Origin of the sequence: Billgrantia ethanolica (assembly GCF_021404305.1) — a bacterium.
GTDB classification, from domain to species: Bacteria; Pseudomonadota; Gammaproteobacteria; order Pseudomonadales; family Halomonadaceae; genus Halomonas; species Halomonas ethanolica.
Genome location: NZ_JABFTX010000003.1, coordinates 110,319 through 129,360, shown reverse-complemented (window position 1 = coordinate 129,360; position 19,042 = coordinate 110,319). Strand labels below are relative to the sequence as shown.

Here is a 19,042-nt window from a genome sequence, read left to right as displayed (position 1 = left end):
TGCGCCAGCCGCTACAGGACATAACCGCTTCATGAAAGAGACGATCATTTCCCTGCTCGAGAACGCCGTCGATACGCTCAAGCAGCAGGGCGCCCTGCCCGCCGACGTCACGCCGACCCTCAAGGTCGACCCGACCAAGGACAAGGCCCACGGCGACTACGCCACCAACCTGGCGCTGATGCTGGCCAAGCCCGCCGGCAAGAAGCCCCGCGAACTGGCCGAGGCGCTGATCGCCGCGCTGCCGCAGAGCGACGCCGTGGAGAAGGTGGAGATCGCCGGCCCCGGTTTCATCAACTTCTTTGCCGCCACCGATGCCGCCGCGCAGGTCGTGCGCCAGGTGCTCGAGGCCGGCGACACCTTCGGCCGCAGCCTGGCCGGGCGCGGCCGCAAGGTGCAGGTGGAGTTCGTCTCCGCCAACCCCACCGGCCCGCTGCACGTGGGCCACGGCCGCGGCGCCGCCATCGGCGACTGTATCAGCCGGCTGCTCGAGGCCACCGGCTATGACGTGACCCGCGAGTTCTACTACAACGACGCCGGCGCCCAGATCGCCAACCTGGCCCTCTCGGTACAGGCCCGCGCCAAGGGCCTGACGCCGGACGACGACGCCTGGCCCGCAGACGGCTACCGCGGCGACTACATCACCGAGGTGGCCAACGACTATCTGGCCGGCGAGACGGTGCATGCCGACGACCGTCACGTCACCGCCAAGCGCGACCCGGACGACCTCGATGCCATCCGCGACTTTGCCGTGGCCTGGCTGCGCCGCGAGCAGGATCTCGACCTCAAGGCCTTCGGCGTCTCCTTCGACGTCTACTTCCTGGAGTCCTCGCTCTATCGCGAAGGCAAGGTGGAAGAGGCGGTAGAACGCCTGATCGCCGGCGGTCACACCTACGAGCAGGACGGCGCCCTGTGGCTGCGCACCACCGACTTCGGCGACGACAAGGACCGGGTGATGCGCAAGTCCGACGGCAGCTACACCTATTTCCTGCCCGACGTGGCCTACCACCTGAACAAGTGGCAGCGCGGCTTCGAGACCGTGATCAACGAGCAGGGTGCCGACCACCACTCCACCGTGACCCGGGTGCGCGCCGGCCTGCAGGCGCTGGAAACCGGCATCCCCCAGGGCTGGCCCGACTACGTGCTGCACCAGATGGTGATGGTGACCCGCTCCGGGGTGGAGGTGAAGCTCTCCAAGCGCGCCGGCAGCTACGTCACCGTGCGCGACCTGATCGACGAGGTGGGCCGCGATGCCACGCGCTTCTTCCTCGCCGCACGCCGCGCCGACTCGCAGCTCACCTTCGACATCGACCTGGCCCGCTCGCAGTCCAACGACAACCCGGTCTACTACGTGCAGTATGCCCATGCCCGGGTGTGCAGCATGCTGCGCAAGGCCGAGGCCCAGGGGCTCGGCTTCGATCACGACCTGGCCATGGTCAGCCTCGGCCGTCTCGAGGAGGATCAGGAGAAGGCGGTGATGAACCGCCTGGCACGCTTCCCGGAAGTGGTCGCCCATGCCGCCGCCTCGCGGGAGCCGCAGCAGGTGGCCCAGTACCTGCTCGACCTCGCCGCCGAGTTCCACTCCTGCTACAACGCCGTGAAGGTGATGGTCGACGACGACGAGCTGCGCAACGCCCGCCTGGCCCTGGGCCTGGCCACGCGCCAGGTGCTGCGTAACGGTCTCGATCTGATGGGGGTCAGCGCCCCGGAGGAGATGTAAGCCATGGCCGCCCGTCGCACGCCCAAGAAACGCGGCGCCACTACCAGCCGCAAGCGAGCCCCCGCCAGAGGCCAGGGCTTCCGCCTGCCCGGCTGGCTATGGGCACTGGGCGGCGTCATTGCCGGCTTCCTGCTGGCCCAGCACCAGCACGGCACCGCGCCCTGGCAGGAGGGCAGCGACTCGCCGCTGGCCAGGCTGATGCCGCGTACGCCGACCGAGACCGTCGAGCCGGCGCCGAGCGTCGAGCCGCGGGAACCGCGCATGCCGACCTTCGAGTTCTACACCTTGCTGCCCGAAGAGGTGGTGGCACCGCGGGAGGTGGCCTCCACCGCCTCGCCGCCGGAGCCGACGGTCAACGTGCCGCCGCCACTCGAGCCCAGCGCCGCCGCCGAGCAGGCACCGGCCGACGACCCCATCGCGCAGGTCATCGCCGCCAACCTGCGCGATGAGGTCAACGCCACACCGGAGAGCGAAGCGGCGGCACCGGCAGGCACGCGCTACATGCTGCAGGCAGCCTCGTTCCGCGAACCGGGAGACGCCGAGCAGCTGCGCCAGCGGCTGCGCAACCTGAGCCTGATGGCCCAGGTCAGCCAGGTCCAGTCCGCCGATGGCCAGACCTGGCATCGGGTGATGGTGGGACCCTACGACGATACCCGTGAGCTGAATCGCGCCGAGGACCTGATGACGACTCAGGGCATCACGCCACTGCGCCACCGGGCCACCAACTGAGGAAGGCATTGCCACGGCCTGCTGGTATCCCGAGCAGCCGCAACGTCGCGAGGCGCTTGAATTCGTCCTCTACCGCCCACACCTACCCTGAACGCTCTTGTCCGGCCCCCGTTCTACGGGGGCCGAAAGTCACCGGGAGTCCCCGGCTCCCCGTTACGGAGTTATCTCCATGACCACGATCGTTTCCGTACGCCGCGGTGACCAGGTGGCCCTGGCCGGCGACGGCCAGGTATCGCTGGGCAATACCGTGATGAAGGGCAACGCCAGCAAGGTACGCCGCCTCTATCGCGGCCAGGTGCTGGCAGGCTTCGCCGGCGGCACCGCCGACGCCTTCACCCTGTTCGAGCGCTTCGAGGCGCAGCTCGAGAAGTACCAGGGCAATCTGGTCAAGGCCGCCGTGGAGCTGGCCAAGGACTGGCGCACTGACCGCGCCCTGCGCCGCCTCGAGGCGCTGCTGGCCGTGGCCGACAAGAACGCCTCGCTGATCATCACCGGCAACGGTGACGTGGTGGAGCCGGAGCGCGGCATCATCGCCATCGGTTCGGGCGGCAACTTCGCCCTGGCCGCGGCCCGCGCGCTGCTGGAGAACACCGACCTCTCGGCCAGGGAGATCACCGAGAAGTCGCTCTCCATCGCCGGCGACATCTGTGTGTTCACCAACCACCACGTCACTCTCGAAACGCTCTGAAGGCCGCCACCATGTCCCAGATGACACCCCGCGAGATCGTCCACGCCCTGGATCAGTACATCGTCGGTCAGCAGGACGCCAAGCGCGCCGTGGCCATCGCCCTGCGCAACCGCTGGCGGCGCATGCAGCTCGACGACGAGCTGCGCCCCGAGGTCACGCCCAAGAACATCCTGATGATCGGCCCCACCGGGGTGGGCAAGACCGAGATCGCCCGCCGCCTGGCCAAGCTCGCCCGCGCCCCGTTCATCAAGGTCGAGGCGACCAAGTTCACCGAAGTGGGCTATGTCGGCCGCGACGTGGAATCGATCATCCGCGACCTCACCGAAGCCGCCATCAAACTGGTACGCGAGCAGGCCAAGGACGAGGTGCGCCACCGCGCCGAGGACGCCGCTGAGGATCGCATCCTCGATGCCCTGCTGCCGCCGCCCCGCGGCCAGGAAGACAACGCACGCAGCGACAGCTCGACGCGCCAGATCTTCCGCAAGAAGCTGCGCGAGGGCGATCTCGACGACAAGGAGATCGACATCGAGATCACCCCCCAGGGCCCGGGCATCGACATCATGACCCCGCCGGGCATGGAGGAGATGACCAGCCAGCTGCAGAGCCTGTTCTCCAACATGGGCCGCCACAAGACCGAAACCCGCCGGGTCAAGGTCAAGGACGCCTTCGCCCTGCTGCGCGACGAGGAGGCCGCCAAGCTGGTCAACGAGGAGGAGATCAAGCACCGCGCCATCGACGCCGTGGAGCAGAACGGCATCGTCTTTCTCGACGAGATCGACAAGGTGGCCAAGGGCAGCGGCCAGTCCAGCGGCGGCGAGGTCTCCCGCGAGGGCGTGCAGCGCGACCTGCTGCCGCTGATCGAGGGCTCCACCGTCTCGACCAAGTACGGCATGGTCAAGACCGACCACATCCTGTTCATCGCCTCCGGCGCCTTCCACCTGTCGCGCCCCTCCGACCTGATCCCCGAGCTGCAGGGCCGCCTGCCGATCCGGGTCGAGCTCGAGGCGCTCACCCCCGACGACTTCAAGCGCATCCTCACCGAGCCCTCCGCTGCCCTGACCAAGCAGTACAAGGCGCTGCTGGCCACCGAGGGGCTCGAGATCGAGTTCACCGAGGACGGCATCGAGCGCATCGCCGAGATCGCCTGGAAGGTCAACGAGGGCACCGAGAACATCGGCGCACGGCGCCTGCATACGGTGATGGAACGGCTGCTCGAGGAGGCCTCGTTCAAGGGCGGCGATTTCGGCAGCCCGCTGTCGATCGATGCCGCCTACGTCGACTCCCAGCTCGGCGAGCTGGCCATGGACGAGGATCTGTCGCGGTATATCCTGTAGCGTGTGAGACGAGCCGTTGTGAACGGCACAGGGCGAGCGATCAAGCGACCTTAGCAAGAGCGCTGGCCCAAGCGTAGCAGCGCGCGGCGATCGACAGGGATGTCGATCGAGGACAGGCAAGAGGGACCTTGATCCTGTCCGACGCGCAAGCTGCAAGCGAAGGGCCAGGGTTTCGCTCTTGATTGTCGCGTATCGTGCGCCCTGTGCCTGCCGCCCATGCTGAGAAGGACATCGATATGCCAGCCTCCATCCCCAGCAAGATCCACTACCACAAGAAGGCCCGCGAGCTGGAACTCAGCTACGCCGACGGCGAGAGCCACCGCCTGCCGGTGGAGTACCTGCGGGTCTACTCGCCCTCCGCCGAGGTGCGCGGCCACCACCCCAGCCAGGCCGTGCTGCAGGTCGGCAAGAAGGACGTCGGCCTCAAGAACATCGAGCCGGTGGGCCGCTATGCCGTCAAGCTCGCCTTCGACGACGGCCACGACAGCGGCATCTACAGCTGGGAATACCTGCATGAGCTGATCGAGCATCGCGAGGCCTACTGGGCCGATTATCTCCAGCGCTTGGAAAAGGCCGGCGCGAGTCGCGAACCGCTGGGCATCGAGATCAAGCAGCTCTAATCAAGATCGGGCCGCTCTAATCGAGATCGAGCAGCTTCAGTAGCCCCAGCAGGTCAAAGACAAGGCAGCCGGGGGAAGGCTACAATGTGGCCCAGCATGAGGCCCAGCCTCACCTTTCGCAGCGATTCGGGAGCCTTTCACGCATGAGCCCTCACTCCACCCCCGGGGACCAGCGCACGACTCACTTCGGCTATCAGGAAGTGCCGATCGAGGAGAAGGCCTCGCGCGTGGCCGACGTCTTCCACTCCGTGGCGGCTCGCTACGACGTCATGAACGATCTCATGTCGTTCGGCATCCACCGGCTGTGGAAGCGGCTCACCATCGAGCGCAGCGGGGTGCGCCCCGGTCACAGCGTGCTCGACATCGCCGGCGGCACCGGCGATCTGACGCTCAAGTTCTCGCGCATGGTCGGCCCCCGCGGCCGGGTGGTACTGGCCGACATCAACGAGTCCATGTTGCGGGTCGGGCGCGACAAGCTGCTCGACAACGGCGTCGGCGGCAACGTCGAATACGTGCAGGCCAACGCCGAGTGCCTGCCGTTTCCCGACAACAGCTTCGACTGCATCACCATCGCCTTCGGCCTACGCAACGTCACCGACAAGGACGCCGCCCTGCGCTCCATGGCCCGGGTGCTCAAGCCCGGCGGCCGTCTGCTGGTGCTGGAGTTCTCCAAGCCCAACAACCCCGTGCTGAGCCGCGCCTACGACGAGTACTCCTTCCGCCTGTTGCCCAGCATGGGCCAAATGGTGGCGGGCGATGCCGACAGCTATCGCTACCTGGCCGAGTCGATCCGCATGCATCCCGACCAGGAGACGCTCAAGCAAATGATGGAAGCGGCCGGCCTCGAACGGGTCGAGTACACCAATCTCACCGGGGGCATCGTCGCCCTGCATCGCGGCATCAAGCTCTGAGGGCGCAATGACCTTGACTCCGACCCTGCTGCTGGCCGGCATCGAGCGCACCCTCAATGCCCTGCTCGCCCGCGACATGGCCGCCCCCACGCGTCTGTCACGGCTGGCCGGGAGCCGGCTGCTGCTGCGCCTGGAGCGCCCGGCGCTGACGCTGCTGATCGGCTTCCACCCGCACGGCGTAGACCTGATGCGTCAGGACGAGCCCGACGAGAGCGCCGTCGATACCGTGGTCGAACTCGATACCGAAACACTCGGTGAACTGCTGGGCGGCGAGTCGATGGAGCGCCTGATGTTCCGCGGCCGGCTGGCGGTACGCGGGCGCGTGCATCTGCTCGAGGAGGTGCGCGACCTGTTCTTCGATCTCGACATCGACTGGGAGGGCGAGCTGGCCCGCTGGCTGGGCGACGTGCCGGCCCATAGCCTGGCCGAGGGGCTCAAGCGCATGGCCCGCTGGGGCCTGCGCGCTCAGGAGGAGATGCGCGCCGATATCGCCGAATACGTGTTCGAGGAGGCCCGCCTGCTGCCCGGACGCCAGCAGTTCGATACCCTGCGCGATCACCTCACCGAGCTGGAAGTGGCTGCCGACCGTCTCGAGGCCCGCCTGAGCCGCCTGCGGCGCCGGCTGGAAAGTGAGGCCACGGCATGATGCTGTTTCGCCTGCTGCGCATCATCTGGGTGATCACCCGCTACCGGCTCGACACTCTACTGCCGCTGCAGCGCCTGCCCTGGTGGCTGCGGCTGGCCTTCCTGTTCTCACCGCTGCGCGTGGTGCCGGTGGGTCGACGCACGGGGGGCGAGCGCCTACGCCTGGCGCTGGAATCGCTCGGCCCGGTATTCGTAAAATTCGGTCAGCTGCTCTCCACCCGCCGCGACCTGCTGCCCGAGGAGATCGCAGACGAACTCCGCCGCCTGCAGGACCAGGTGCCGCCATTCCCCGGCGAGGAGGCACGGGCACTGGTGGAGAGCGAGCTGCGCATGCCGCTCGACGTCGCCTTCGCCCACTTCGAGCACGAGCCGCTGGCCTCGGCCTCCATCGCCCAGGTGCACGCCGCCCGCCTGCACAGCGGCGAGGACGTGGTGGTCAAGATCATCCGCCCCGCCATCGACCGGGTCATGCGCCAGGACATGGCGCTGATGTACCGCGTGGCCGGTCTGCTGACGCTGCTCCCCGAGGCGCGCCGCCTGCGTCCGGTGGAGGTGGTGCGCGATTACGAAGCGACCCTGTTCGACGAGCTCGACCTGCGCAAGGAGGCCGCCAACACTTCTCAGCTCAAGCGCAACTTCAACGGCTCGCCGCTGCTCTACGTGCCGGCGATCCACTGGTCGCTGACGCGCAAGCGGGTCATGGTCCAGGAGCGCATCCACGGCATCCCGGTGGCCGACATCGCTGCACTCAAGGCCCAGGGCACCGATCTCAAGCGCCTCGCCGAGCGCGGCGTGGAGATCTTCTTCACCCAGGTGTTTCGCGACAACTTCTTCCACGCCGACATGCACCCGGGAAACATCTTCGTCGCCCGCGAGAATCCACAGGACCCGCAATACATCGCCATCGACTGCGGTATCGTCGGCAGCCTGACGCGGGAAGACCAGGACTACCTGGCGCGCAACCTGCTGGCTTTCTTCCATCAGGACTACTATCAGGTCGCCGCCCTGCATATCGAGTCGGGCTGGGTCGGCGAGGAGACCCGGGCCAACGAGTTCGCCGCCGCCATCCGCACGGTATGCGAGCCGATCCTGGAAAAGCCGCTCAAGGACATCTCCTTCGGTCAGGTGCTGCTGGGGCTGTTCCAGACCGCGCGGCGATTCAACATGGAGGTCCAGCCGCAGCTGGTGCTGCTGCAGAAGACCCTGCTCAACATCGAGGGGCTGGGGCGCCAGCTCTATCCAGATCTCGACCTGTGGAGCACCGCCAAGCCCTACCTGGAGCGCTGGATGCAGGAACGTGCCGGCGCCGTGGGCCTGTGGGAGTCGCTCAAGCGCCAGGCGCCGGAACTGTCGCGTCAGCTACCCGAACTGCCCAGCGTGGCCCACCAGGCCCTGAGTCGCCTCGAACAGGAGCATCGTCAGCGTCGCCGCCAGGCCCTCGCTCTGAGCGGCATCCAGCGCCACCTGCACGCCGGCCGGCGCGGCGGCAGACGCCTGCGCCTGGGGCTGCTGCTGGCGGCGCTGGCGCTGGCCTGGCAGCCGCTCACCGAATGGGCCGCAAACCAACCCTGGCCGGTACTGGCGGCCGGGCTCATCGGGCTCGTGCTGCTGGCCTGGCAATGAACTTGACCCACCGCAAACGGAGCTGCCCGCATGCGTGATATTCTCGACGAACTCTTCGACGTGCTGGCCAGCCGCCGCAGCGCCGACCCCGCCGAATCCTATGTGGCCGCCTTGCATGCCAAGGGGCTTAACAAGATACTCGAAAAGGTCGGAGAGGAAGCCACGGAGACCCTGCTGGCAGCCAAGGATGCCGAGACAGGTGGCGACGACGAACGTAAAGCGTTGGTCGCCGAAACCGCCGACCTGTGGTTTCATAGCCTGGTGATGCTGTCGCATCTTGGACTCGACCACCGGGACGTGCTCGACGAGCTGGCCCGGCGTTTCGGAATATCCGGGCACGAAGAGAAGGCCGCAAGGTCAAAGTAAAAATGACTTCCGGATCCGCCGGAATCCCGACTCAGAGGTAACCTTCATGTTAGGTGGCATCAGTATCTGGCAACTGCTGATCGTACTCGGCATCATCATTCTGATCTTCGGCACCAAGAAGCTGCGCAACGTCGGCTCCGATCTGGGCGGCGCGGTCAAGGGCTTCAAGCAGGCCGTCAACGAAGGCGACGACAAGGACAAGCCGCAGGCCAAGGTGACCCACGAAGAGCAGCCCAACACCTATGACGTCCGCGCCGAAGAGAAGAAGAGCGCAGACGGCGTCGAGGAACGAGAAGAGCGCAAGTAAGTCTCCATGTTTGATATCGGCTTTCTCGAACTTCTGATCCTGGGCATTGTGGGCCTGCTGGTGCTCGGCCCCGAGCGCCTGCCCAAGGCTGCGCGCACGGCAGGGCTGTGGATCGGCAAGATCAAGCGCACCGTGTCGGGCATGCAGCGCGAGATCAACTCCCAGCTCGAGGCGGAGGAGCTGCGGCAGAAGCTCAAGGAGCAGCAGAGCAAGCTCGACGAGAGCCTGAACAAGGCCAAGCGCGACGTGGAGAGCATCGCCCAGCCCTACTCCACCTCGACCCCGCGAAGGGGCGACGACGACAAGCCGGCCACGCCCGAGCGCAAGCCCGACGCCGAGCCGCCGCCCGCCTCGGTGCGGCTCGACGAGGCGCTGGCCGAGGTCAGGCAAAGCGACGAAACGCCCTCCTCTACTCCCGACGATGACAAGGACGCCGCTTCCCGATGAGCGACTCCGACGACAAGCAGGAACTTGGCCAGGCCCCCCTGATCGAGCACCTGATCGAGCTGCGTTCGCGTCTGCTGCGGGCGGTGGTGGCGATCTTCGTGATCTTCCTCGGCCTGTACCCCTTCGCCAACGAGATCTACACCTTCGTGGCCCAGCCGCTGATGGGCATGCTGCCGGAAGGCTCGCAGATGATCGCCACCGAGGTGGCCTCGCCGTTCCTGGCCCCCTTCAAGCTGACCCTGGTGGTGGCGGTGTTCATCGCCATCCCCTACGTGCTGCACCAGGCCTGGGCCTTCGTCGCCCCCGGCCTGTACGACAACGAGAAGGCGCTGGCCCTGCCGCTGCTGGCCTCGAGTGTGGGCCTGTTCTATGCCGGTGCCGCCTTCGCCTACTACGCCGTCTTCCCGCTGCTGTTCCAGTTCTTCACCCAGACCGGGCCGGAGAACGTGGCAGTGATGACCGATATCAATCAATACCTGAACTTCGTTCTCAAGCTGTTCTTCGCCTTCGGCGTGGCCTTCGAGATTCCCATCGCCACCTTTCTGCTGATCGCCTCCGGCGCCACCACGGTGGAGAGCCTGTCGAAGAAGCGCCCTTACATCATCCTGGGCTGCTTTGTGGTCGGCATGCTGCTGACCCCGCCCGACGTGATCTCCCAGAGCCTGCTGGCCATCCCCATGTATCTGCTCTACGAAGTGGGCATTCTGTTCGGCCGCCTAGTACGTCGGCGGCGGCGCAAGTCGGCCGAGGCCAGCGAAGAGCGCGACGAGGCCTGAGTCCGAAACACATAAAGCCCGAAACATAAGAAAGCGCCCCGCTTCGAAGGAAGCGGGGCGCTTTCATTACCGCTTATCACACGGCCTCAGAGATCCATCAGCTCGTCGATACGCTCCACCAGTTTGAAGATGCCGGTAGCGGCCTCGCCGATGCGTGTGGCGAGCATGTAGGCCGGGGTGGTCACCACGCGGTTCTCGAAGTCGACCACGATGTCCTCCACGCCGCAGCTGCGGTGCAGCCCGCCCATGGAGCTGATGGCGCCAGAAACGCCGGGGTCGTGGCCGATGGTCACGGCAATGCCCGGCCCCAGCAGCTTGGGCACCAGGGCGGGAGCGATGCACATCAGGCCAATGGGCTTGCGCGCCTCATGGAAAGGAGCCAGCGCCTCGACCAGCTCGGGCAGCGGCTCCATGTCACTGCCGGCTTCGGCGAAGTTGGAGAGGTTCTTGGCCGCACCGAAGCCACCGGGCAGGATGACGGCATCGAACTCATCGACGTCCAGCTCGTCGAGCGATGCGATATTGCCCCGCGCCAGGCGCGCCGACTCGATCAATACGTTGCGCGCCTCACCCTCGACTACCTCACCGCTGAGGTGATCGATCACATGGTGCTGCATGATGTCCGGCGCGAAGCAACGATGGCCGATACCCAACTGATCCAGCCGCAGCAGGGTCAGCGTGGTCTCGTAGATTTCCGAGCCATCCTGGACACCGCAACCCGACAGGATGACCGCCACTTGTTTGCTCATGCCTTTCTCCTTGTTGTAAAGGCGCTTCGAATGAAGAGCTCAGCCTTTGTTCCCGAAGCCAACACTTTAGAGAGTCGCGCGGGGTGCGACAAGGCGCGACTTTCGGCTTGGGGTGGCACTGATATACTCGTTCCATACACTCGCTTGTCATTGCATCATCATTCTTTCCAGGCACACTACCGCCAGCTGACACCATGGCGGCAGTGGCCACAGCCGGAGTAGAGAGCCTTGAGTTTCCACACCATGCGCCAATTCCCCGCCACGCGTATGCGCCGCATGCGGCGTGACGACTTCTCGCGCCGCCTGATGCGGGAGTCGACCCTGACCGCCGCCGATCTGATCTGGCCGGTATTCGTGCTCGACGGTGAGCAGCGCCGCGAGGCCGTGCCTTCGATGCCGGGAGTGGAGCGCCTGTCGCTGGACCTGCTGATTCAGGAAGCACGCGAGGCGTACGAGCTGGGCATCCCGGCCCTGGCCCTGTTCCCGGTGGTAGATCAGGCGCTGAAGAGCGAACTGGCCGAGGAAGCCTACAACGCCAACGGCCTGGTGCAGCGCAGCGTGAGAGCGCTGAAGGACGCCGTGCCGGAGCTCGGCATCATGACCGACGTGGCGCTAGATCCCTACACCATTCACGGTCAGGACGGCATCATCGACGACACCGGCTACGTGCTCAACGACCGCACGGTGGAGACGCTGCTCAAGCAGGCCCTGTCCCACGCCGAGGCCGGTGCCGACGTGGTGGCCCCCTCCGACATGATGGATGGGCGCATCGGCGAGATTCGACAGGTGCTCGAGCAGGAGCATCTGCACAACGTGCGCATCATGGCCTACAGCGCCAAGTACGCCTCGCGCTACTACGGTCCCTTCCGCGACGCGGTGGGCTCCGCCGCCAACCTGGGCAAGGCCGACAAGCGCACCTACCAGATGGATCCGGCCAACAGCGACGAGGCGCTACACGAGGTGGCCCTGGATCTGGCCGAAGGCGCCGACATGGTGATGGTCAAGCCCGGCATGCCCTATTTGGACGTAGTGCGACGCATCAAGGATGAGCTCAAGGTGCCCACCTACGCCTACCAGGTCAGCGGGGAGTACGTCATGCACATGGCCGCCTTCGAGAATGGCTGGCTCGATGGCGACGAGGTGATGCTCGAGTCGTTGATCTGTTTCAAGCGCGCCGGGGCCGACGGCATCCTGACCTATTTCGCCAAGCGCGCCGCCCATTTGCTCGCCGTTTAGCCTCAACTGCGCTTGAAGGCTGCCAGATCGTTGGGGTCGAAGCCTTCGACTTGTTCGGGCAGCCCGCGCTCTTCGCGCAGCCGACGGATCCTGGCACGCTCGCCGAGCTGCTCGGCATCGTCGTCCAGGGTGCGCCCGTTGAGTTCGGCAAGCTGGACCATGCCCTGGTGGTAGGCGGTCATCAGGTGCAGAGCGACGTGATTGCCCTGGTCCATTTCCCGGCGCAGCGTGGCAAGGTAGCCGCTGAGCCGGGAGAGCTGGTGCTTGAGCTGCCAGACATAGCGCATCTCGGTCATCCAGGGGCGCTCACGCAGCACGGCAAAGGTCAGGCTGGTGGCCAATAGCCCCAGGAATACGCCCAGGGCGTTGAGCCACAGGCTGGAGCCGAAGGCCGCCACCAGCAGTTGGGAGAACACCAGGCCGAAGACGATGAGCTGACCGGCCATGGCCAGGCTGATCAGCCGGGCCTTGCGGCGGTAGGTCTCGGGGTCGTGGTATTCGAAGGAAAACGGCATGCCCAACTCCTGTTGCAACGAGAATGCCGGGAATTATCCCGGCATCTCTCGCTGAGGTACAGCCGTGTGCCGTTCTTCAGGTCGCACTGGTCAGCGCAACCGGGCAGCCGCTTCCAGCAACAGCGCCTCGGTGGCCTGCCAGCCCAGGCAGGGGTCGGTCACCGAAACGCCGTAGCGCAGGGCGCCGGGAGAGAGTTCCTGACGCCCCTCTTCCAGGTGGCTCTCGAGCATCAGCCCCATCAGAGCCGTCTCGCCGCTTACCCGCTGAGCTATCACGTCGCGCAGAACCTCGCCCTGACGGCGATGGTCCTTGCGCGCATTGGCATGGCTGCAGTCCACCATCAAGCGCGCGGGCAGCCCCGCCAGCTCCAGCGCCCGGCATGCCTCGGCGACCGAGCCGCTGTCATGGTTGGGCCCATCGCGACCGCCACGCAGCACCACATGGGCATAGGGATTGCCGGATGTCTCCCGCAGCGCGGGGTGGCCCTGCTCATCGAGGCCGAAATGCTGGTGCGGATGCGCGGCGGCGCGAATGGCATCCACCGCAACGCCCACGTCGCCACTGGTGGCGTTCTTGAACCCCACCGCCGCCTCCAGGCCGCTGGCAAGCTCGCGGTGCAGCTGCGATTCGGTGGTCCGTGCGCCGATGGCAACCCAGGCCAGCAGATCGTCCAAGTAGCTGGCCAGCATCGGCTGCAGCACCTCGGTGGCCACCGGCAGGCCCAGGGCGGCAATCTCGTGCATCATGTGGCGCGAAAGATGCAGCCCGCGCGCCATGTCGCCGCTACCGTCCAGATCGGGATCGTAGGCCAGCCCCTTCCACCCCACCGTGGTGCGCGGCTTCTCCACATAAACCCGCATCACGGCAAGCAGGCGGTCGGAGATTCGCGGGGCGAGTTCGGCAAGGCGCCGGGCATACTCCAGCGCGGCCAGCGGGTCGTGAATCGAGCAGGGGCCTACCACCACCAACATGCGATCGTCGCGTCCCGTCACGATGTCACGGATGGCGCGCCGCTGCGCGGCGAGGCGCTCGGCCACCGGCGGCGCCAGGGGCAAACGGCGCCTGAGCTCGCCAGGGGTGGGTAGGGTCATCTCGATCCGACTGGAGGTGGTGGGGGCCATGTCGGCATGGCCGTCGGTCAGGCGTTCAGCAAGTGTCGCGGGGGCATTCATGGTCAACTCCGTGAGGTCGGCAAACATCGTGTCGTCATGCCACCGGTCATCTCACGGTCGGAGGTGGCGCACTGGACCGACCGCGCGGCGCTAAATCGCCAGCCATAGCCCCAGCCATAATAGTCGTGGCGGGTACGGGCGGCGAAAGTGGCGCGGTATGCAGTCATGGTGCGTCTCCTCGAGTCGATTCCGTTTATGGGGTCTGCCCACATTATGGGCAAAACGTAAAACCCCCGGTCGGGTTGCCGACCAGGGGTTTCATGATGGAAGGCAACCCGGTTGGGTGTGCCCTTGCAGCTGTGTCCGATTCAGGACCCGGCCGCCGGCACACCGGCGCTAAACCAATACCAATACTGACCGCCGAAGCCAAACGACTGTCCATCGAAGCCAAACGACATTACCGCGCCAAAGGCACGGTTCGCATCGTTCGCGGTCGGTAGCATGGTCGTCTCCCACTGTTCTGGATTCATCGTGCCGCATCGCGGCAGGCTTGGCAAGCCCGTATTCAAGCCAGTATGGCGCGGCTCACGCCAAGGATCAGCGGCAGCAGATTCAGCGCCAGAACCGCCAACAGGGCCAGTAGCCACAGCGGGCCGCTTTCATCGTGATACTCCTTGAGCGGTGCCATGTTCGTCTCCTTTTGCCTCATGCCGGTGGCTAATAGTCTAGCGAAGATGGCGCCCGCCATCGACCGGCAGCGTGATCCCGGTGACATAACGGTTGTCGAGCAGGTAACGCAGGCTCTGGTAGATCACGCCCGGCCCCGGCACCATGGCCATGGCCGACTTGGCGCGGGCCTGCTCGGCATAGGCCTCGTCGTCATGCTCGCCCAGCATGATCAGCGCCGGCGCGATGGCGTTGACCTGGATTCGGGGGGCATACATGGCCGCGAACGACAGCGTCAGGTTCGCGAGGCCCGCCTTGGTGGCGGCGTAAGCGGCATGCTTTTTCGAGCCCTTCTGCGCCACGAAGTCGGTCATGTGCACGATGTCGCGCTGTGGCTCGCCGCAGGCCTCGAGCAACTCGCGGCAGTGCAGGTTGATCAGGTAGGGAGCGAGCATGTGCACGCGAAACAGCCGCTCGAAGGTGGCACCGGCCTGCTCGTCGTGGCAGTCCGGCGCCCAGTCGCTGGCGTTGTGCACGATGGCACGCAGCGAGGACGTCTGCTGTTTCAGGCGTGCGATGAAGTCGAGAATGCCTGCCTCGGTGGCGAAATCCGCCGCCAGGGTGACGACGCCGCGGCTGCGCAACGCCTCTAGCTCCGGCCGTTCGCGCCGGTAGCTGACGATCACCGGATGGCCGTCATCGACCAGCCGCTCGGCGCAGTGGCGCCCCAGGCGCTGGGCGCCTCCGGTGATCAGGATCGGCGAGGCACTCACCCCGCGCTCCCCCGGCGCAGCACCCCCGCAGTGGGCACCAGCGGCTGGCGCGGGGCATAGGCGAAGACGTCTGAGAAGACCCGCGACGGCTCGAGCCCCAGCGAGGCCAGCACGTCGACGCAGGCGTAGACCATGCCCGGCGAACCGGAGAGGTAGACGTCATGTCCGCTGACGTCGTCGAGCGCCGTGGCCAGCGCCTGGTCGATGCGCCCCAGATGGCCCTGTACACGCTCGCCGGCCACCGACGGCTGCGGCGCCACCTCGGTGACCACGTGGAAGTGCAGGTTCGTGTGACTCTCAGCCCATTCCCGCGCCAGGCTCTCGAGGTAGAGGTCGCGGCGCTCGCGGGCCGCCCACCACAGCTCGATGGGCCGCTCGGGCGTCTCGTGCAGGGAAGCCTCGACGATCGCCTTCATCTGGGCGAAGCCGGTCCCGGCAGCGACCAGCAGCAGCGGCCGCCGGCTGGTCGGATCGAGCACGCAGTCGCCACCGGGCAGGCGCACCGTCAGGTGGTGCGCCACCACCACCAGCTCGCGCAGCCGGGCGGAGTTCTCGCGCTCGGGCCAGTGCTGGATGTGCAACTCCAGGGTGCCGTCGCCGCTGTGGGCGCTGGCGATGGAGAACGGCACCCAAGTCTCGTCATCGAGCTTGAGTTCCAGATACTGGCCCGGATCGTGGGCCATGGCCTCGGCGCGCCCTTCCAGGCGCACGCGGAACACGTCGGGGGTCAGATCCTCCACTACCATTACCTGGCAGGTCAGGGTCCTAGGGGTCATGCAGGCCTCTTGTCGTCAGGGTGTAGGGGGCAGGCGGATACCCAATTCGTCCCAGCGTTCACTGACGCGGGCCTTGACGGCCTCGTCCATGACGATGGGCGTGCCCCATTCACGATCGGTCTCGCCGGGCCACTTGCTGGTGGCGTCGAGCCCCATCTTGGAGCCCAGCCCCGCCACCGGCGAGGCGAAATCGAGATAGTCGATCGGCGTGTTCTCGACCATGACGGTATCACGGGCCGGGTCCATACGGGTGGTGATGGCCCAGATCACGTCCTTCCAATCGCGGGCGTCGACGTCGTCGTCGAGCACCACCACGAACTTGGTGTACATGAACTGGCGCAGGAAGCTCCATACGCCCATCATCACGCGCTTGGCGTGGCCCGGATACTGCTTCTTCATGGTCACCACCGCCATGCGGTAGGAGCAACCCTCCGGCGGCAGGTAGAAGTCGACGATCTCGGGAAACTGCTTGCGCAGGATCGGCACGAACACTTCGTTGAGTGCAACGCCGAGGATCGCCGGCTCGTCGGGCGGGCGCCCGGTGTAGGTCGAGTGATAGATGGCGTCGCGGCGCATGGTCATGCGCGTCACGGTGAACACCGGGAACTCGTCGACCTCGTTGTAGTAGCCGGTATGGTCGCCATAGGGGCCTTCCGGCGCCGTGTCGTCGGGGTAGATGAAGCCTTCCAGAATGATTTCTGCAGACGCAGGCACTTCCAGATCGGCGTGGCCGCACTTGACCAGCTCGGTGCGCGAGCCTCTCAGCAGCCCGGCGAAGGCGTACTCGGAGAGCGAGTCCGGTACTGGCGTCACCGCGCCGAGAATCGTCGCCGGGTCGGCGCCCAGCGCCACTGCCACCGGGAAGGGCTCGCCGGGGTTCGTCTGCTGGTGCTCCAAGAAGTCGAGCGCGCCGCCGCGGTGCGACAGCCAGCGCATTATCAGCCGGTTCTTGCCCAGCTTCTGCTGGCGGTAGATACCCAGGTTCTGGCGCTTCTTGTGCGGTCCGCGAGTGACCACCAGCGGCCAGGTGACCAGCGGCGCGGCATCGCCGGGCCAACAGTGCTGGATCGGCAGGCGGTCGAGATCGACGTCGTCGCCCACCAGCACCACCTCCTGCACCGGGGCGCTGCGTACCGTCTTCGGCCCCATGCTCATCACCTGCTTGAAGATCGGCAGCTTTTCCCAGGCGTCGCGAAAGCCCTTGGGCGGCTCGGGCTCCTTGAGAAAGGCAAGCAGTTCTCCCACTTCGCGCAGCGCCTCGACGCTGTCCTGGCCCATGCCCATGGCGACCCGCTTCGGCGTACCGAAGAGGTTGCCCAGCAGCGGCATGTCATGCCCCTTGACGTTCTCGAACAGCAGCGCCGGGCCGCCGGCACGCAGGGTGCGGTCGCAGATCTCGGTGATCTCGAGGTAGGGATCCACCTCGGCTGAAACTCGTATCAGCTCGCCCTGAGCCTCCAGAGCGGCGATGAAGTCGCGCAGATCCTTGTACTTCATTGCAATTCCCGTTTCCGGAACGACGAAAGGGGCAGCATAGCATGCCGCCCCTTTCCGCACCGCCGATCCCGCTTAGCGGCGCTTCATGGCTTCGAAGAACTCGAGGTTCGTCTTCGTGTCCTTGAGGCGGTCGATGAGGAACTCGGTGGCCGCGGTATCGTCCATCGGATTGAGCAGCTTGCGCAGGATCCACATGCGTTGCATCTCGTCCTCGGAGGCGATCAGGTCCTCGCGGCGGGTGCCGGAGCGGCGGATGTTGATCGCCGGGTAGACACGGCGCTCGGCGAGCTTGCGGTCCAGGTGGGCTTCCATGTTGCCGGTGCCCTTGAACTCCTCGAAGATCACCTCGTCCATCTTCGAACCGGTATCGACCAGCGCGGTGGCGATGATGGTCAGGCTACCGCCCTCTTCGATATTACGCGCGGCACCGAAGAAGCGCTTGGGCTTCTCCAGGGCGTGGGCGTCGACCCCGCCGGTGAGCACCTTGCCGGAGCTTGGCACCACGGTGTTGTAGGCCCGCGCCAGACGGGTGATGGAGTCAAGCAGGATGACCACGTCCTTCTTGTGCTCGACCAAGCGCTTGGCCTTCTCAATCACCATCTCGGCGACCTGCACGTGGCGCGCCGGCGGCTCGTCGAAGGTGGAGGCGACCACCTCGCCGCGCACGGTGCGCGACATCTCGGTCACTTCTTCCGGGCGCTCGTCGATCAGCAGCACGATCAGGTGACACTCGGGATTGTTGCGTGTGATCGAGGTGGCGATGTTCTGCAGCATCAGCGTCTTGCCCGCCTTGGGCGGCGAGACGATCAGGCCGCGCTGGCCTTTGCCGATGGGTGCCGTGAGATCGATGATGCGGGCGGTGAGATCCTCGGTGGAGCCGTTGCCGATCTCCATGCGCAGCCGCTCCTGGGGGAACAGCGGCGTGAGGTTCTCGAACAGGATCTTGTGCTTGGCGTTTTCCGGCTTGTCGAAGTTGATCTGGCTGACCTTGAGCAGCGCGAAGTAGCGCTCCCCTTCCTTCGGCGGACGGATCTTGCCGGAGATCGAATCGCCCTTGCGCAGGTTGAAGCGGCGGATCTGCGACGGCGAGACGTAAATGTCATCGGGACCAGCCAGGTAGGAGCTGTCGGCGCTGCGCAGGAAGCCGAAGCCGTCCTGGAGGATTTCCAGCACACCGTCGCCATAGATGTCCTCGCCGCTCTTGGCATGCTTCTTGAGGATGGCGAAGATGATGTCCTGCTTGCGTGAGCGGGCCAGGTTGTCGATGCCCATTTCGCGGGCGAGCTCCAGGAGCTCTGGCACGGTTTTTTGCTTGAGTTCGGTAAGATTCATCGGTGTGTTCGGAAGTTGCTCATGTCAGCGTGGCGGCACGGCGGCCGTAGGAGTGTGCGAATAAAGAACGGTACGCCGCTTGGGTGCGTTCAGAGCCCGATGGAGCTGCCGCTCATGAGCGATGCTCGTTGCGCTACGACCGCTCTGCGCAAGGGGTCGAGGCACGGTATCGTGTAAGAGGGAGCAGCGCTTCGTGTCGCATGGATTCATCGCCTGTGCGTT

Annotated in this window: 21 protein-coding genes; 13 read left to right on the top strand and 8 right to left on the bottom strand. The window is 66.0% G+C overall.

Annotated features, from left to right (window positions below):
* Positions 1–31 precede the first annotated feature (31 nt).
* The 12 genes from argS to tatC all read left to right on the top strand — a co-directional run bounded on the left by argS (position 32) and on the right by tatC (position 10,163).
* On the top strand, positions 32–1,717 hold the full coding sequence (gene argS, locus HOP53_RS13610) for an arginine--tRNA ligase (protein WP_234270538.1): 1,686 nt from the start codon (positions 32–34) through the stop codon (positions 1,715–1,717).
* 3 nt (positions 1,718–1,720) lie between these two features.
* Positions 1,721–2,446, top strand: a complete 726-nt coding sequence (locus tag HOP53_RS13605; RefSeq protein WP_103970093.1) for an SPOR domain-containing protein — start codon at positions 1,721–1,723, stop codon at positions 2,444–2,446.
* A gap of 169 nt (positions 2,447–2,615) precedes the next feature.
* Positions 2,616–3,134 carry an ATP-dependent protease subunit HslV gene (hslV, locus tag HOP53_RS13600; protein ID WP_234270537.1) on the top strand — a complete coding sequence of 173 codons (519 nt, stop codon included), beginning with the start codon at positions 2,616–2,618 and terminating at the stop codon, positions 3,132–3,134.
* Positions 3,135–3,145: 11 nt separating this feature from the next.
* On the top strand, positions 3,146–4,468 hold the full coding sequence (gene hslU / locus HOP53_RS13595; RefSeq protein WP_234270536.1) for an ATP-dependent protease ATPase subunit HslU: 1,323 nt from the start codon (positions 3,146–3,148) through the stop codon (positions 4,466–4,468).
* 236 nt (positions 4,469–4,704) lie between these two features.
* A complete protein-coding gene (locus tag HOP53_RS13590; RefSeq protein WP_234270535.1) occupies positions 4,705–5,088 on the top strand; it encodes a gamma-butyrobetaine hydroxylase family protein in 384 nt (127 codons plus the stop codon).
* Positions 5,089–5,231: 143 nt separating this feature from the next.
* Positions 5,232–5,999, top strand: a complete 768-nt coding sequence (gene ubiE / locus HOP53_RS13585; RefSeq protein ID WP_234270534.1) for a bifunctional demethylmenaquinone methyltransferase/2-methoxy-6-polyprenyl-1,4-benzoquinol methylase UbiE — start codon at positions 5,232–5,234, stop codon at positions 5,997–5,999.
* Positions 6,000–6,006: 7 nt separating this feature from the next.
* Positions 6,007–6,645 (top strand): ubiquinone biosynthesis accessory factor UbiJ, encoded by a 639-nt coding sequence (locus tag HOP53_RS13580; RefSeq protein ID WP_234270533.1) that lies wholly within the window; start codon positions 6,007–6,009, stop codon positions 6,643–6,645.
* Positions 6,645–8,267 (top strand): ubiquinone biosynthesis regulatory protein kinase UbiB, encoded by a 1,623-nt coding sequence (ubiB, locus tag HOP53_RS13575; protein ID WP_234271057.1) that lies wholly within the window; start codon positions 6,645–6,647, stop codon positions 8,265–8,267. Before HOP53_RS13580 ends, ubiB begins: the two co-directional genes overlap by 1 nt.
* Before the next feature lie 30 nt (positions 8,268–8,297).
* The gene (locus tag HOP53_RS13570) at positions 8,298–8,633 is read left to right on the top strand and encodes a phosphoribosyl-ATP diphosphatase (protein WP_234270532.1); all 336 of its coding nucleotides are present in this window, start codon (positions 8,298–8,300) and stop codon (positions 8,631–8,633) included.
* Between the two features lie 46 nt (positions 8,634–8,679).
* The gene (gene tatA, locus HOP53_RS13565) at positions 8,680–8,940 is read left to right on the top strand and encodes a Sec-independent protein translocase subunit TatA (protein WP_103970092.1); all 261 of its coding nucleotides are present in this window, start codon (positions 8,680–8,682) and stop codon (positions 8,938–8,940) included.
* A 6-nt stretch (positions 8,941–8,946) separates the two neighbouring features.
* Complete coding sequence (gene tatB / locus HOP53_RS13560) at positions 8,947–9,387, top strand: Sec-independent protein translocase protein TatB (RefSeq protein ID WP_234270531.1); 441 nt, start codon at positions 8,947–8,949, stop codon at positions 9,385–9,387.
* Complete coding sequence (gene tatC / locus HOP53_RS13555; protein ID WP_234270530.1) at positions 9,384–10,163, top strand: twin-arginine translocase subunit TatC; 780 nt, start codon at positions 9,384–9,386, stop codon at positions 10,161–10,163. The genes tatB and tatC overlap by 4 nt, the downstream gene beginning before the upstream one ends.
* 86 nt (positions 10,164–10,249) lie before the next feature.
* On the opposite strand, the gene elbB is transcribed toward tatC, so the two are convergent.
* Positions 10,250–10,912, bottom strand: a complete 663-nt coding sequence (gene elbB / locus HOP53_RS13550; protein ID WP_234270529.1) for an isoprenoid biosynthesis glyoxalase ElbB — start codon at positions 10,910–10,912, stop codon at positions 10,250–10,252.
* A gap of 243 nt (positions 10,913–11,155) precedes the next feature.
* On the opposite strand from elbB, the gene hemB reads away from it, so the two are divergent.
* Positions 11,156–12,148, top strand: coding sequence for a porphobilinogen synthase (gene hemB / locus HOP53_RS13545; RefSeq protein WP_422677618.1), 993 nt, complete (start codon positions 11,156–11,158; stop codon positions 12,146–12,148).
* A gap of 2 nt (positions 12,149–12,150) precedes the next feature.
* On the opposite strand, the gene HOP53_RS13540 is transcribed toward hemB, so the two are convergent.
* From HOP53_RS13540 to rho, 7 genes are all read right to left on the bottom strand, one after another.
* The gene (locus HOP53_RS13540; protein WP_234270527.1) at positions 12,151–12,663 is read right to left on the bottom strand and encodes a DUF3087 family protein; all 513 of its coding nucleotides are present in this window, start codon (positions 12,661–12,663) and stop codon (positions 12,151–12,153) included.
* Positions 12,664–12,753: 90 nt separating this feature from the next.
* Complete coding sequence (locus HOP53_RS13535; RefSeq protein ID WP_276574623.1) at positions 12,754–13,836, bottom strand: 3-deoxy-7-phosphoheptulonate synthase; 1,083 nt, start codon at positions 13,834–13,836, stop codon at positions 12,754–12,756.
* A gap of 505 nt (positions 13,837–14,341) precedes the next feature.
* Positions 14,342–14,464 carry a hypothetical protein gene (locus HOP53_RS21585; RefSeq protein ID WP_267955364.1) on the bottom strand — a complete coding sequence of 41 codons (123 nt, stop codon included), beginning with the start codon at positions 14,462–14,464 and terminating at the stop codon, positions 14,342–14,344.
* Positions 14,465–14,501: 37 nt separating this feature from the next.
* Positions 14,502–15,215: a dihydromonapterin reductase gene (gene folM / locus HOP53_RS13530; RefSeq protein WP_234270526.1), complete on the bottom strand. Its 714-nt coding sequence runs from the start codon at positions 15,213–15,215 to the stop codon at positions 14,502–14,504.
* Positions 15,212–15,991: an NAD(P)H-flavin reductase gene (locus tag HOP53_RS13525; protein WP_234270525.1), complete on the bottom strand. Its 780-nt coding sequence runs from the start codon at positions 15,989–15,991 to the stop codon at positions 15,212–15,214. The genes folM and HOP53_RS13525 overlap by 4 nt, the downstream gene beginning before the upstream one ends.
* Positions 15,992–16,006: 15 nt before the next feature.
* Positions 16,007–17,488, bottom strand: coding sequence for a 4-hydroxy-3-polyprenylbenzoate decarboxylase (gene ubiD, locus HOP53_RS13520; protein WP_234270524.1), 1,482 nt, complete (start codon positions 17,486–17,488; stop codon positions 16,007–16,009).
* A gap of 72 nt (positions 17,489–17,560) precedes the next feature.
* Positions 17,561–18,820 (bottom strand): transcription termination factor Rho, encoded by a 1,260-nt coding sequence (gene rho / locus HOP53_RS13515; protein ID WP_234270523.1) that lies wholly within the window; start codon positions 18,818–18,820, stop codon positions 17,561–17,563.
* Between the last annotated feature and the right edge of the window lie 222 nt (positions 18,821–19,042).

What these genes read in the sequence shown, in the direction of transcription:
- rho (WP_234270523.1), bottom strand. Translation starts at nt 18,820, where the DNA reads ATGAATCTTACCGAACTCAAGCAAAAAACCGTGCCAGAGCTCCTGGAG.
- ubiB (WP_234271057.1), top strand. Translation starts at nt 6,645, where the DNA reads ATGCTGTTTCGCCTGCTGCGCATCATCTGGGTGATCACCCGCTACCGG.
- HOP53_RS13580 (WP_234270533.1), top strand. Translation starts at nt 6,007, where the DNA reads ATGACCTTGACTCCGACCCTGCTGCTGGCCGGCATCGAGCGCACCCTC.
- tatC (WP_234270530.1), top strand. Translation starts at nt 9,384, where the DNA reads ATGAGCGACTCCGACGACAAGCAGGAACTTGGCCAGGCCCCCCTGATC.
- HOP53_RS13540 (WP_234270527.1), bottom strand. Translation starts at nt 12,663, where the DNA reads ATGCCGTTTTCCTTCGAATACCACGACCCCGAGACCTACCGCCGCAAG.
- argS (WP_234270538.1), top strand. Translation starts at nt 32, where the DNA reads ATGAAAGAGACGATCATTTCCCTGCTCGAGAACGCCGTCGATACGCTC.
- HOP53_RS13590 (WP_234270535.1), top strand. Translation starts at nt 4,705, where the DNA reads ATGCCAGCCTCCATCCCCAGCAAGATCCACTACCACAAGAAGGCCCGC.
- hslU (WP_234270536.1), top strand. Translation starts at nt 3,146, where the DNA reads ATGTCCCAGATGACACCCCGCGAGATCGTCCACGCCCTGGATCAGTAC.
- HOP53_RS13605 (WP_103970093.1), top strand. Translation starts at nt 1,721, where the DNA reads ATGGCCGCCCGTCGCACGCCCAAGAAACGCGGCGCCACTACCAGCCGC.
- ubiD (WP_234270524.1), bottom strand. Translation starts at nt 17,488, where the DNA reads ATGAAGTACAAGGATCTGCGCGACTTCATCGCCGCTCTGGAGGCTCAG.
- tatA (WP_103970092.1), top strand. Translation starts at nt 8,680, where the DNA reads ATGTTAGGTGGCATCAGTATCTGGCAACTGCTGATCGTACTCGGCATC.
- HOP53_RS13525 (WP_234270525.1), bottom strand. Translation starts at nt 15,991, where the DNA reads ATGACCCCTAGGACCCTGACCTGCCAGGTAATGGTAGTGGAGGATCTG.
- HOP53_RS13570 (WP_234270532.1), top strand. Translation starts at nt 8,298, where the DNA reads ATGCGTGATATTCTCGACGAACTCTTCGACGTGCTGGCCAGCCGCCGC.
- hslV (WP_234270537.1), top strand. Translation starts at nt 2,616, where the DNA reads ATGACCACGATCGTTTCCGTACGCCGCGGTGACCAGGTGGCCCTGGCC.
- HOP53_RS13535 (WP_276574623.1), bottom strand. Translation starts at nt 13,836, where the DNA reads ATGAATGCCCCCGCGACACTTGCTGAACGCCTGACCGACGGCCATGCC.
- tatB (WP_234270531.1), top strand. Translation starts at nt 8,947, where the DNA reads ATGTTTGATATCGGCTTTCTCGAACTTCTGATCCTGGGCATTGTGGGC.
- hemB (WP_422677618.1), top strand. Translation starts at nt 11,156, where the DNA reads ATGCGCCAATTCCCCGCCACGCGTATGCGCCGCATGCGGCGTGACGAC.
- ubiE (WP_234270534.1), top strand. Translation starts at nt 5,232, where the DNA reads ATGAGCCCTCACTCCACCCCCGGGGACCAGCGCACGACTCACTTCGGC.
- HOP53_RS21585 (WP_267955364.1), bottom strand. Translation starts at nt 14,464, where the DNA reads ATGGCACCGCTCAAGGAGTATCACGATGAAAGCGGCCCGCTGTGGCTA.
- elbB (WP_234270529.1), bottom strand. Translation starts at nt 10,912, where the DNA reads ATGAGCAAACAAGTGGCGGTCATCCTGTCGGGTTGCGGTGTCCAGGAT.